The following is a 12,650-nucleotide window of genomic DNA, read 5'->3' on the forward strand; positions in this document are numbered from 1 at the left end:
CAGCAGGCCTCGGCTGTGTGTCACCGGCGGATCCGGGGGTCGATGGCGGTGTAGAGCAGGTCCACCACCAGGTTGATCAGCAGGAAGACCACGGCGAACAGCAGGATCGCCCCCTGGAGGACCGGGTAGTCCCGTGACTGGACCGCTTGCAGGGCGAGCTGGCCGAGCCCCGGCCAGGCGAAGACGATCTCCACCACCACCACCCCGGACAGCAGGTAGGCCAGCTGCACGCCGGTGACGGTGACCAGGGGCAGCAGCGCGTTGCGCAGCACGTGCCAGGCGAAGATCTGCCGCGTGGGCAGCCCCTTGGCCTGCGCCGTCCGGACGTGGTCGGCGCCGAGGGCCTCCAGCACGCTGGACCGCACGAACCGGGTGATGACCGAGCCGGACACCACGCCGGTGACCACCGCCGGCAGCAGGAGCCGCTGCGCCCAGCCGCCCGGGTCCTCGGTGAGCGGGACGTAGCCGCCCGAGGGCAGCCAACCCAGCGTCCCGGCGAAGACCAGGATGAGCACGATCGCCATCCAGAACTCCGGCACGGAGATGCCGATCTGGCTGAGCACCGTGGCGACCCGGTCGACGACCGATCGGGGCCGCAGCGCCGACAGGGTGCCCAGCGGGACGGCGATGAGCAGCGCCACCAGGATCGAGGCGAACGCCAGGGTGAGCGTCGCGGGGAGCCGCTCGGCGATCAGCGAGGTGACCGTCTCCCCACTGCGGAAGCTGACCCCGAGGTCCCCGGTGAGCGCCCGGCCCGCCCAGCCGAAGTACTGCGTGACCAGCGGCTGGCCCAGGCCGGACCGCGCGAGGAGCGCGTCGTAGGTCTCCTGGTCGAAGCGCGTGCCGAGGGCCAGCCGGATCGGGTCGCCCGGCACCAGCTGGACCAGGCCGAAGACGATGACGCTCACCCCCGCCAGGACGACGAGCGACTGGCCGACCCGGCGGAGGAGGTAGCCGGTCAGGGCAGCTCCACGGTCTCGAAGTTGATCGCCTTGTCCGCCCGGATCTGGTAGCCGGACAGCCCGGGCGCCCACGCCTGCACCACGTCGGGGTTGTAGAGGTACAGGTAGGAGACGTCGTCGACGATGAGCTGGGCCGCCTGGTCGTAGACCTGCTTGCGGGCGGTCTCGTCGGTCTCCGTGGCCCCCTGCTGGAGCAGCTGGTCGACCTGCGGGTTGCTGTAGCCCTGGTAGTTGTTCGGGCCGTCGGTCTGGTGCTGCTCCTGGTAGTAGGCCGCCGGGTCGAGGTTGCCCAGCCAGCCCAGGTAGAAGGCGTCGAAGTCACCCTGCCCCTGCCGGTCCAGCCAGGTGGCGAAGTCCAGCGTCTCGATCTCGACGTTGATCCCGATCGGCTCGAGCTGGCTGGCGATCACCTGTGCGGCGGTCACCGTCTCCGGGAACTCGTCGGTGACCATCAGGCCCATCGTCAGCGGCGTCTGGACGCCGGCCTGTTCGAGCAGCTGACGGGCCTGGTCGGGGTCGGGCTGGAACGGCGCGTAGTCGGTGTGGAAGAAGCTGTCCTCGGGGATCGCCGTCTGGTTCGGCTGGGCCGCCCCGAACCACGCGGCCTCGGCCACCGCCTCGCGGTCGATGGCGAAGGAGATCGCGCGCCGCACGTCGCGGTCGTCGAAGGGCGGCCGCGCGTAGTTCATGGACAGGTACCAGTAGTCGACGCTGGGCGTCGTCTGCAGCTCGACGGTGTCGTCGCCGGTCAGCGACTCGATCTGCTGCGGCGGCACGTTGTCGGTCCACTGCACCTCGCCGCTCTGCAGCGCGGTCAGCGCCGCCGCCGGCTCGGTGATGTAGCGGAACTCGACCCCGCCGACGCCGGCCGCCCCGCCCCAGTGGTCCTCGTAGGCGGTCAGCACGGTCCTGCTGGCGTCGGAGCTCTCGAGCCGGAAGGGGCCGGTGCCGTTGGCCTCGGTGGTGAGGTCGAGCTCGTCGGCCGCGTTCTCCGGCAGGATCGCCATCCCCTTGAAGGAACCGATCCGCTCCAGCAGGTTCGGCGTCGGCTGGGAGAGCGTGATGACGACGGTCCGCGGGTCGGGTGCGGTGACGTCGGCCACGTTCTGGAACCGGAACGAGTTGCTCAGCTCCTCGTCGATGATCCGGTTGTAGGAGTAGACGACGTCGGCTGCGTCGAACTCGCTGCCGTCGTGGAAGGTGACGCCGTCGCGCAGCGTGAACGTCCAGGTCAGCCCGTCCCCGCTGGTCTCCCAGCTCTCGGCGAGGCTCGGCTCCATCGTGAGGTCCTCGGCGTTCGGGACGACGAGGGTGTCGTAGACGTTCTCCAGCACCTGGAAGCTCGGGTAGGCCGTCGTCACGTGCGGGTCGAACTGGTCGGGCTGGGCGGACACCGCCGCGACGAGCGTGTCGCCACCACCCCCGCCACCGCCTCCGCCGGCTCCGGTGTCGACGCTCTCCCCGCCTCCGCCACAGGCACTCACCAGCAGGACACCGGCGACGACGACGGGCAGGGAACGGGTGCTGCGCACGGGGACCTCCGGTGCTGGGCGGCTGCGTCCGTCCCCGACCCTGGCCCGGACCGTCCCGGCTCGCAGTTCGGGACGGTGATCGTTGCCCAGCCGTGACCAGGGCGGGGACGAGATCGGCTCCTCGTGCTCAGGCCTCGCCGAGGGTGGCGCGGCGGAGCTCCTCGAGGTCGGCCTTGGGTACGCGGCCCATGGTGAGCAGCCCGTTGACCTCCTGGTACGTGTCGGTCAGCTGCGTCCAGCAGGCGCCGGCGAGCGCGCTGCTGCCGTGCACCGCGGCCCACTGCTCGCGGTACCGCGCCAGCAGGTCCTCCGGTGAGGTCGCGTCGGCGTACCCCCACCCCTCGTCGGCCGGGTCACGCAGCGCCACGCCGCCGAACTCGGACAGGACGACGGCCCGGCCTGCGACGCCGGCGCGGTCGAGGTCGGCCAGGTACCCGTCGGGACGCCGTCCCGTGGCCACCCGCTCGAGGTCCGCGGCCGTGGCGTAGCGCTCGCCGAGCACCGCGGGGTCCTGCTCGTAGTCGTGGATGCCCAGCACGCCGCCGCCGAGGGTCTCCCAGCCGTCGTTGGCCGAGACCGGGCGGGTGCCGTCGAGCGCATCGGCCGCCGCCGCGAGGGCCCGGATCAACCCGCGCTGCCGGTGGTCGACCTCGGCCTCCTGGACACCCCACGACTCGTTGAGCGGCACCCACGCGACCACGCTGGGGTGACCCCGGTGGGCGGCGACGACCTCGGGCCACTCCCGCAGCAGGCGCGCGGACGCGGTCGGCCCGGGCCGGTACGCCGAGGGCATCTCCGCCCACACGACGAGCCCCATCCGGTCGGCGAGCGCTAGGTAGCGCGGGTCCTCGGTCTTCTGGTGCTTGCGGGCGCCGGTGAAGCCCAGCGCACGGGTGAGCTCGAGGTCCCGGCGCAGCGCCGCCACGTCGGGCGGGGTGGCGCCGGTGCCGGGCCAGTAGCCCTGGTCGAGCACCAGCCGCAGCGGCACCGGTCGGCCGTCGACCAGCAGCCGCCCGTCGCCGACCTCCACCGAGCGCAGTGCGGTGTAGCTCTCGACCTCGTCGAGCACCTCGCCGTCCTCGGCGACCAGGGCCAGCTCGGCGTCCAGCAGCGCCGGGTCGGGGCCGGGCCGCCAGAGCAGGCGGTGGCGGTCGTCGAACCCGCCGTCCCCCACCTGCAGGGTCCGCTCGACCACGGCGCCGTCCACGCGCACCACGTCGTCGGCCAGCAGCCGCTCGCCGGTGCGCAGCCGCAGGTGCAGCCGCGCGCCGGACACCGGGACGGCGAGCTCCACGCGGACGTCGACCCGCAGCGTGCGCGGGTCCCCGCGCCACTGGACGTCGGCGATGTGCCGTGCGGCCACCTGCTCCAGCCACGCCGTGCGCCAGATGCCGGTGGTGCGCGGGTACCAGATCTCGTGCGGCTCGTCGCGCCAGTCCTGCTTGCCGCGCGGCGCCTCGAGGTCCAGCGGGTCGTCGTCCGCCCGCACCACGAGGTCCGCTCCGTCGTCGGCGAGGTGGTCGGTGACGTCGATGCCGAACGGGGTGTAGCCGCCCTCGTGGGAGGCGACGTGCGCGCCGCCGACCCAGACGTCGCAGACCCGGTCGACGGCGCCGAGGTGCAGGACCGTGCGACGGTCGCCGGCGCGGCCGGGCAGCCGGCGGCGGTACCAGGCGCGGTTCAGCGGGCCGGTCCAGTGCACGCCGCTGGCCGGGGTCTCCGGGGCGTAGGGCACCCGGATGGTGCGGTCGAACGCGATGCCGCCGACGGTGCCGGCGAGGTCGGGGTCGGCGGCGAACTCCCACTCGCCGTCGAGCGAGGTCCAGGGACGGCGCAGCAGCGGCCGCGGGTGCTCGGTCGGGTCCGTGTGCTCCACGGACCCACCTCACCGGACAGCGGGGCCGGACCTCCAGTCGAACGTCGGCGGGTGGCTGCCCCGGACGGCGTGTCGGGCAGCCACCCGCCGACGAGCACCCGGCTACAGCGGGCGGACCGTCCCCAGCAGGTGGTCCGCGCCGGTGGTGGCGTTGCGGACGGCGAGGTCCCAGCCGCCGTCCGCCGGGGCCGTGGACAGGGTGACCGTCGAGGGCAGGAACAGCGGCTTCCTGAACACCACGTCCACGACCATCGCGTCGGGCAGCCGGCCCGTCAGCGCCGCGAGCGCCCGGGCCTTCACCCACATGCCGTGCGCGATCGCCCGCTTGAAGCCGAACGCCTTGGCGGTCAGCCCGGAGAGGTGGATCGGGTTGACGTCGCCGGAGACCCTCGCGTAGCGGCGTCCGGCGTCGTCCGGGACCCGCCAGGTGGCGACCGGGCGGGCCAGCTCCCCGACGGACACCGAGAGGTCGGACCCCGGCGCGCCCTCGGGCGCGGTCGCCCCGCGCGCCAGGTACGTCGACCGCGACCGCCACACCTCGGCGCCACCGGCCGACACCGACGCGCACAGGTCGACCGTCGCCCCGCGTGGGTGCCGGGCGAACCGCTCGGCCCACACCTCCAGGTCCAGGGCCTCGTCGGCGCGGACGGCGCGCAGCACGTCGACGCGGTTGCGCACGTGCACCAGCCCGGGCAGCGCCAGCGGGAAGGAGCGGTCGCTCATCAGGGCCAGCTGCAGCGGGAACGCGAGGACGTGCGGGTACGTCGGCGGCAGCGTGTCGGCGAGCGGGAAGCTGCAGACCCGGTCGTAGGCGGCCAGCTGCGCCGGGTCCACCGGCACGCCGGTCCGGGTCAGCCGCGTGTCCGGCAGGTCGCCACCCCGGCCGCGCGCGGTGACCGCGGCCCGGGCGAACAGTGCCCGCATCGACGGTGTCTCCGTCAGCTCCACCCGGGTCATCACGCCCCCAGGAACGACTGGCCGCACACCCGCACGACCTGGCCGTTCACGCCGGCGGCGGTGGGCTGCGACAGCCAGGCGATCGTCTCGGCGACGTCGACCGGCAGGCCGCCCTGCTGGAGCGAGTTGATCCGGGAGCCGATCTCGCGGGTGCCGAAGGGCATCTTCGCAGTCATCTCGGTGACGATGAAGCCCGGCGCCACCGCGTTGATCGTCGCCCCGCGCTCGGCGAACGCCGGCGCCCACGCGCGGACCATGCCGATCACGCCCGCCTTGGACGCCGCGTAGTTCGTCTGCCCGCGGTTGCCGGCGATGCCCGACTGCGAGCTGACGCAGACGACACGGGCCCCGGACCCGAGGACGTCGCTGTCCAGCAGTGCCTGGGTGGTGTCGAGCTGCGCCTGCAGGTTCACCGCCAGCACCGGGTTCCAGCGGGCGGCGTCCATGTTGACCAGCAGCTTGTCGCGGGTGATCCCGGCGTTGTGCACGACGACGTCGGCCCCACCGTGCCGCTCCCGCAGGTGGGCGGTCAGCCGCTCCGCGGCGTCCGGCGCGGTGACGTCGAGCTGGAACGCCGTCCCGCCGACCTCGTTGGCCACCTCGGCCAGCGACTGCCCGGCGGGCGGGACGTCGACGGCGACCACGTGCGCGCCGTCGCGGGCCATCACCCGCGCGATCGCCGCGCCGATGCCGCGCGCGGCACCGGTGACGACGGCGACCTTCCCTGCCAGCGGGCGCAGCTCGTCCTGATCCTCCGGCACGTCGGCGGCGGTCAGCGTGACGACCTGGCCGTCGACGTAGGCCGAGCGCCCGGAGAGGAAGAAGCGCACCGGGCCGGGGACGGAGGCGTCCGCACCCCCGGGTACGAGGAGCAGGTTCGCCGTCCCGCCGTCGCGCAGCTCCTTGGCGATCGAGCGGACCAGCCCCTCCAGCGCCTGCCGGGCGGCGGCCTGCGCCGGGGAGTCCGCGTCGGCCGGCGGATCGGCCAGCACCAGCACCCGGCCGGAAGGGCCGAGCCGACCGATCGCCGGCGCGAGCAGGTCGCGCGCCGCGGCGAGGTCGGCCGGACCGGTCACGCCGGTGGCGTCGAGCAGCACGGCGCCGAGGCGCTCGCCGTCGGCGTCGACCGCCGGGAGCACGGCGACGCCGGCGTCCTCGAGCACGCGGGTCAGGGTCTTCTGCAGCCGGCCCTCGCCGGCGGTGCCGACGACGGCCGGGCCGGTCAGCAGCGGCGCGCCGGGCTCGTACCGGCGCAGCACGGCCGGGCGGGGCAGTCCGAGCTGCCGGACGAGGGTGGCGCCCACGCCGGAGTTGGCGAGGTCGCGGTACCAGTCACTCACGGGAGCACTCCTGTTCGAGGGGTGCCTTTATCGCGATAAAGGCTGTCGGGGTCAGGACTCGAGGATCGCGACGACGCCCTGGCCGCCGGCCGCGCAGATGGAGATGAGGCCGCGCTTGCCCGGGCCCGCCTCGTGCAGCTGCTTGGCCAGCGAGGCGACGATCCGGCCGCCGGTCGCGGCGAACGGGTGCCCGGCCGCCAGCGACGAGCCGTTGACGTTGAGCCGGGCCCGGTCGATGGCGCCCAGCGGGGCGTCCAGGCCCAGCCGCTCCTTGCAGAACCCCGGGTCCTCCCAGGCCTTCAGCGTCGCGAGCACGGTCGAGGCGAACGCCTCGTGGACCTCGTAGAAGTCGAAGTCCTGCAGCGTGAGGCCGTTGCGGGCCAGGAGCACGGGCACCGCGTACGCCGGGGCCATCAGCAACCCCTCACCGCCGTGCACGTAGTCCACGGCGGCGGTCTGCGCGTCGACGAGGTGGGCCAGCACCGGCAGGCCCTTCGCCGCGGCCCACTCATCGGAGGCCAGCAGGACGGCGGAGGCGCCGTCGGACAGCGGCGTGGAGTTGCCCGCGGTCATGGTGGCGCCCTCACCCGTGCCGAACACGGGCGCGAGCCGCGCGAGCTTCTCCACCGAGGTGTCCGGCCGCAGGTTCTCGTCGCGGGTGAGACCGAGGAACGGCGTGACCAGGTCGTCGAAGAAGCCGCGGTCGTAGGCGGCGGCGAGGTTCCGGTGCGAGCGGACGGTCAGCTCGTCCTGCGCCTCGCGGCCGACCTGCCACTCCCTGGCGGTGATCGCCTGGTGCTCGCCCATCGAGAGGCCCGTGCGCGGCTCGGCGTTGCGCGGCGCCTCCGGGACGACCATGCCCGGGCGGATCCGCGCCAGGACCTTGAGCCGGTCCTGGAGCGTCCTGGCGCCGTTGAGCGCGATCAGGACGCGACGCATCTCGTCGTGGATGGCCAGCGGGGCGTCGGAGGTGGTGTCGACGCCGCCGGCGATGCCGGACTCGACCTGCCCGAGGGCGATCTTGTTGGCGACCAGGATGGCGGCCTCCAGGCCGGTGCCGCAGGCCTGCTGCACGTCGTACGCGGGGGTGGCGGCCGACAGGCGCGAGCCGAGCACCGCCTCGCGGGTCAGGTTGAAGTCGCGGGCGTGCTTGAGGACGGCGCCGGCGACGACCTCGCCGACCCGCTCCCCCTGCAGCCCGAACCGGGCGACCAGCCCGTCCAGCGTCGCGGTGAGCATGTCCTGGTTGGACGCCTGCGCGTACGCGGAGTTGGAGCGGGCGAAGGGGATGCGGTTGCCGCCGACGATCGCGGCCTTCCGGGTCTGCGGGGCCATCAGGACCTCCCGGATCACTGGATGGGGGTGGACGACGGCGCGGGACCGTCCGAACGCGTGTGCGACACCCACGGTATCAGGTACCGTTGGTGCCGTGAAGTCGGAGACGTCGAGGCGGGACCGCCGCGACTCCCGGTGGGACGAGCACCGCCGCACCCGCCGCGAGCAGCTGGTCGACGCCACCATCGCCGCCGTCGGGGCGCACGGGGCGGGCGTCGGCATGGACGAGATCGCCGCGGCGGCCGGCACGAGCAAGACCGTCGTCTACCGGCACTTCGCCGACCGCACCGAGCTGCACGTCGCCGTCTGCGCGCGGGTGGCCGGCCACCTGACGTCCCGGCTGCGCGCGGCGATGACCAGCACGTCGGGCCCGCGGCAGATGCTCGCCATCGCCGTCGAGACCTACCTGGCCTTCCTGGAGGCCGACCCCGAGCTCTACCGGTTCGTCGTCCAGCAGTCCCCCGCTGACCGCCCAGGGGCCGCCGATCCGATCGCCAACCTGTCCCACCTGGTCGGCGACGAGGCGGCGGCCATCGTCGCGGTGGCCCTGCAGGAGGCCGGCCGCGACCCGTCGGCCGCCCCGCCGTGGGGCCACGGCCTGGTCGGCCTGGTCCGCTCGGCCGGCGACTGGTGGCTGCAGGCCGACCGGCCGATGCCCCGCGCGGAGCTCGCCGCACACCTGACCGACCTCGCCTGGGCCGGGCTGTCCGGCGTGGTGACCCGGGGCGAGGAGGACTCCGCGACCGAGCCCGCGAGGTCACGCAGGGGGAACAGCACGACTGTCGGTGCTCGGGCGACGAGCGCCAGCGAGGAGGACACGTGACCGAGCCCGCGAGGGCACGCAGACGACACAGCACGACTGTCGGCGCTCGGTCGACGAGCGCCAGCGAGGAGGACGAGTGACGATGAGCCTGCCGCACGCGGTGGACCCGAAGGGGCTGACCGAGGTGCTCGACGGCCGGTGGGGCCACGTGCGCCGCGACGCGCGCGAGCACCTGCACGACCCGGACCTGCTGCCGGTCTACGGCGAGGACGTGCGGGAGGCCCGCGCGCGGGTCACCCGGATGGTGCGGAAGCTCGCCGGGTCCGGCCGCGTCACCCTCGGCTTCCCGAAGGAGTACGGCGGCGAGGAGGACGCCGGCGGCTCGGTCACCGCGATCGAGATGCTCGCCTCCACCGACCTGTCGCTGATGGTCAAGGCCGGCGTCCAGTGGGGCCTGTTCGGCGGCGCCGTCCAGGCGCTGGGAACCGAGCGGCACCACGAGGCGTACCTGCCCGCGATCATGTCCTTCGAGCTGCCCGGCTGCTTCGCCATGACCGAGACCGGGCACGGCTCCGACGTCCAGCAGCTGCGGACGACGTGCACCTACGACCCCGAGACGCAGACCTTCGACCTGCACAACCCGCACGAGGCCGCGCGCAAGGACTACATCGGCAACGCCGCGCAGGACGGCCGGATGGCGGTCGTCTTCGCCCAGCTGGTGACCAGGGGCGAGCGGCACGGGGTGCACGCCTGGCTGGTGCCGATCCGCGACGACCAGGGTGCGCCGATGCCCGGCGTCACCATCGGCGACGACGGCCCCAAGGCCGGCCTGCTCGGCGTCGACAACGGCCGGCTGACCTTCGACCACGTGACCGTGCCGCGCGACATGCTGCTCGACCGGTACGGCCAGGTCGCCGAGGACGGCACCTACACCAGCTCGATCGAGAACGAGACCCGCCGCTTCTTCACCATGCTGGGCACGCTGGTGCGCGGCCGGGTGAGCGTCGGCGGCTCGGCGTCCGCGGCGACCAGGCTGGCCCTGGACATCGCCGTCCGCTACGGCGAGACCCGCCGGCAGTTCACCGCGCCGGGCGCGGACCGCGAGATCCTGCTCAACGACTACCTCGTGCACCAGCGCAAGCTGCTGCCGGCGCTGGCCACCACCTACGCGTACTCCTTCGCGCAGGAGGAGCTGGTCGGGACGATGCACGACGTCCAGGCGGGGGCGGGCGAGGCGCAGGACGGAGACCTCGACGAGGCCGCGCAGCGGGAGCTCGAGTCCCGCGCCGCCGGGCTCAAGGCCGCCCAGACCTGGCACGCCACACGGACGATCCAGATGTGCCGCGAGGCCTGCGGCGGCGCGGGCTACCTGCAGGAGAACCGGCTGCCGCACCTCAAGGCCGACACCGACGTGTTCACCACGTTCGAGGGCGACAACACCGTCCTGCTGCAGCTGGTCGCCAGGGGCCTGCTCACCGGCTACCGCGACGCCTTCGGCTCGCTCGACGGCTGGGGCAAGGTCGGGTTCATCGCCGACATGGTCCGCGAGACCGTGCTGGAGCGGACGGCGGCCCGCGGTCTGATCGCCCGCCTCGTCGACGCCGTCCCCCGCCGGGACGACGACGTGCCGCTGCTCGACCGCGGCTGGCAGCTGAGGATGCTCGAGGACCGCGAGAAGCACGTGCTCGAGGGTGCGATCCGGCGGCTGCGGCGCGGCACGGAGACCCCCGGCACCCAGCCGTTCGACGTCGTCAACGACGTCCAGGACCACGTGCTGAAGACCGCGCAGGTGCACATCGACCGCGTCGTCCTGGAGGCCTTCGTCGCCGGCATCGAGCGGGCGTCCGACCCTGACGTCCGCGCCCTGCTCGAGCGGGTCTGCGACCTGTACGCGCTCACCACCATCGAGGCCGACCGCGCCTGGTTCCTGGAGCACGGCCGGCTCACCGCGGCCCGGTCCAAGGCGCTCACCGCCGCGGTGAACGCCCTGCTCAAGGACCTGCGCCCGCACATGGTCACGCTGGTCGACGCCTTCGCCATCCCGGAGGACTGGAAGGGCGCGGCGATCCTCCGCGAGGAGGCCGACCGCCAGGAGGCGATGGCCGGCACCGACGCCCGGCTGCGCCGCGGGACGGCGACCTCGCTGGAGGTCCCGCCCGGCCAGTAGCAGGCCCGTCTCTGCCTGCTCCCTTCCGCCTCTCCCTGCGTTGATCATGGGGTCGTTGCCGCCGACACGGCCGGACACGCCGCTGGGGCGAGCAACAACCCCATGATCGACGAGGAGAGGGGGGTGAGCTCGGGTCGCCGCGTCAGCGGGCCGGGGGGCTCGGGAAGCCGCCGACCAGCTGCTCGAAGGCGTGCGCGACCTTCAGCGGGGTGGTGTCCTCGAACCGGCGGCCGACCAGCATCATCCCGACCGGCAGCCCGTCGGAGAGCCCGGCGGGGACGCTGGTGGCCGGGTGCCCGCTGACGTCGAACAACGCGCAGTTCACGATCATCTCCAGCGCGCGGGCCACCCGGGTCTCGATCGGGTCGTCCGGCGCCGGGATCTCCTTGGCCACCATCGGCACGGTCGGCATCACCAGCAGGTCGACGTCGGCCAGCGCGGCGTCGTACTGCCGGCGCACCTCGGTCGCCAGATCGCGTAGTGCCGCGTCTGCTCCCGCTCGTACGACCAGCGGCCGGCCAGCGCGACCGCCGTCACCGTCGGCGACCACCGGTCCACCACCTCGCGCCGCTGACGGCCGTAGTGGGCGATCAGGTCCGGGTCGTAGCGGCCCTCGTAGTTCCAGCCGTAGCCGTTGCCCTCGATCATCTGCACCGTCGCGCCGTCGGTGGCGATGACGTTCCAGACGTGCAGGGCGTGCCGGTGCCAGGGCAGGTCGACGTCCACGACCTCGATGCCCAGCTCGCGCAGCCGGCCGGCCGCGGCCCGCACCGTGTCGTCGACGCCGGGCTCGGAGAGCTCCGCCCACCCGAAGCCCTCCACGACGACGCCGACCCGAAGGCCGGACACGTCCCCGCCGAGCGCGGCGGCGTACTGCTCGGGCACCAGGTCGGCGGGCTGGCGCGGGTCACCGCCGTCCCGGCCGGCGAGGACGTCGAGCAGCGCTGCCGCGTCGGCGACCGTGCGGGTCATCGGGCCCAGGTGGTCGAGGGTCAGCTCGATGGGGAACGCGCCGGTGTAGGGCACCAGGCCGTGCGTCGGCTTGTGCCCGACGATGCCGGAGAACGCCGCGGGCATGCGGACCGAGCCGCCCTGGTCCCCGCCGAGCGCGAGGTCGACCTCCCCGGCCGCGACCAGGGCGGCGCTGCCGCTGGAGCTGCCGCCCGTCGTCCGGGTCGGGTCCCAGGGGTTGCGGACCGGGCCGGTGACCGAGGTGTGGCTGCCACCGGAGAAGCAGAGGTCCTCGCAGACGGCCTTGCCGGTGATCGTCGCGCCGGCCTCGAGCAGCCGGGTGACGACGGTGGCGTCCTCCCGCGGCACGAAGCCCTCGAGGGTGTGCGAGCCGTTCATCATCGGGACGCCGGCCACCGCGACGTTGTCCTTGACCGCCACGGTCCGCCCGGCCAGCGGCCCGTCCGCGGCACCGCGGATGTCCGTGGTGACGTACCAGGCGCCGAGCGGGTTGTCGGCCTCGGCCGGGCGGCTGCTCGGCCGGTCCGCCGGCGCCTGCGGGGCGAGCCCGGCGTAGAGCTCCTCGACCGCGTCGTAGGAGCTGAGGAAGGCCGCGACGATCGGCGTGTAGGCGGCCACCTCGTCCGCGGTCGGCTTCATGCCGTAGCCGGCCGCCAGCGTGGCCACCTCGTTCTCGTCGGGCGGGCGTACGGGCACGGGGACCTCCGGGGGACGGCGGGCTGGGAAGGCCAGCCAACAACCTCACG

The 12,650-nt window shown here is 74.0% G+C and carries 10 protein-coding genes; 2 read left to right on the forward strand and 8 right to left on the reverse strand.

The window, feature by feature from the left end; all coding sequences use genetic code 11:
- Window positions 1-20: 20 nt before the first annotated feature.
- From BLR12_RS04335 to BLR12_RS04360, 6 genes are all read right to left on the reverse strand, one after another.
- A complete protein-coding gene (locus BLR12_RS04335) occupies window positions 21-962 on the reverse strand; it encodes an ABC transporter permease (protein WP_091374384.1) in 942 nt (313 codons plus the stop codon).
- Window positions 959-2,494, reverse strand: coding sequence for an ABC transporter substrate-binding protein (locus tag BLR12_RS04340; RefSeq protein ID WP_091373843.1), 1,536 nt, complete (start codon window positions 2,492-2,494; stop codon window positions 959-961). The genes BLR12_RS04335 and BLR12_RS04340 overlap by 4 nt, the downstream gene beginning before the upstream one ends.
- A gap of 127 nt (window positions 2,495-2,621) precedes the next feature.
- Window positions 2,622-4,370 (reverse strand): glycoside hydrolase family 2 protein, encoded by a 1,749-nt coding sequence (locus BLR12_RS04345; protein ID WP_091373846.1) that lies wholly within the window; start codon window positions 4,368-4,370, stop codon window positions 2,622-2,624.
- A 102-nt stretch (window positions 4,371-4,472) separates the two neighbouring features.
- Window positions 4,473-5,327 carry a MaoC family dehydratase gene (locus BLR12_RS04350; protein WP_091374385.1) on the reverse strand — a complete coding sequence of 285 codons (855 nt, stop codon included), beginning with the start codon at window positions 5,325-5,327 and terminating at the stop codon, window positions 4,473-4,475.
- Window positions 5,327-6,667, reverse strand: coding sequence for a 3-oxoacyl-ACP reductase (locus BLR12_RS04355; protein ID WP_091373848.1), 1,341 nt, complete (start codon window positions 6,665-6,667; stop codon window positions 5,327-5,329). Before BLR12_RS04355 ends, BLR12_RS04350 begins: the two co-directional genes overlap by 1 nt.
- Before the next feature lie 51 nt (window positions 6,668-6,718).
- Window positions 6,719-8,002, reverse strand: coding sequence for an acetyl-CoA C-acetyltransferase (locus tag BLR12_RS04360; protein ID WP_091374388.1), 1,284 nt, complete (start codon window positions 8,000-8,002; stop codon window positions 6,719-6,721).
- Between the two features lie 94 nt (window positions 8,003-8,096).
- Here BLR12_RS04360 and BLR12_RS04365 point away from each other — a divergent pair, with 94 nt between their 5' ends.
- Complete coding sequence (locus tag BLR12_RS04365) at window positions 8,097-8,825, forward strand: TetR family transcriptional regulator (protein WP_091373851.1); 729 nt, start codon at window positions 8,097-8,099, stop codon at window positions 8,823-8,825.
- Between the two features lie 82 nt (window positions 8,826-8,907).
- Window positions 8,908-10,932, forward strand: coding sequence for an acyl-CoA dehydrogenase family protein (locus tag BLR12_RS04370; protein WP_091374391.1), 2,025 nt, complete (start codon window positions 8,908-8,910; stop codon window positions 10,930-10,932).
- 142 nt (window positions 10,933-11,074) lie between these two features.
- Here BLR12_RS04370 and BLR12_RS25005 read toward each other — a convergent pair whose 3' ends face one another.
- Window positions 11,075-11,392: an amidase family protein gene (locus tag BLR12_RS25005; RefSeq protein ID WP_255363276.1), complete on the reverse strand. Its 318-nt coding sequence runs from the start codon at window positions 11,390-11,392 to the stop codon at window positions 11,075-11,077.
- Window positions 11,344-12,600, reverse strand: coding sequence for an amidase (locus BLR12_RS04375; RefSeq protein ID WP_255363277.1), 1,257 nt, complete (start codon window positions 12,598-12,600; stop codon window positions 11,344-11,346). The genes BLR12_RS25005 and BLR12_RS04375 overlap by 49 nt, the downstream gene beginning before the upstream one ends.
- Between the last annotated feature and the right edge of the window lie 50 nt (window positions 12,601-12,650).

Source organism: Geodermatophilus sp. DSM 45219 (genome assembly GCF_900104025.1).
Taxonomy (GTDB): Bacteria; Actinomycetota; Actinomycetes; order Mycobacteriales; family Geodermatophilaceae; genus Geodermatophilus.

Excerpts from the sequence above, each read along its gene's own strand:
- BLR12_RS04350 (WP_091374385.1), bottom strand. The coding sequence starts at position 5,327 with ATGACCCGGGTGGAGCTGACGGAGACACCGTCGATGCGGGCACTGTTC.
- BLR12_RS04360 (WP_091374388.1), bottom strand. The coding sequence starts at position 8,002 with ATGGCCCCGCAGACCCGGAAGGCCGCGATCGTCGGCGGCAACCGCATC.
- BLR12_RS04370 (WP_091374391.1), top strand. The coding sequence starts at position 8,908 with ATGAGCCTGCCGCACGCGGTGGACCCGAAGGGGCTGACCGAGGTGCTC.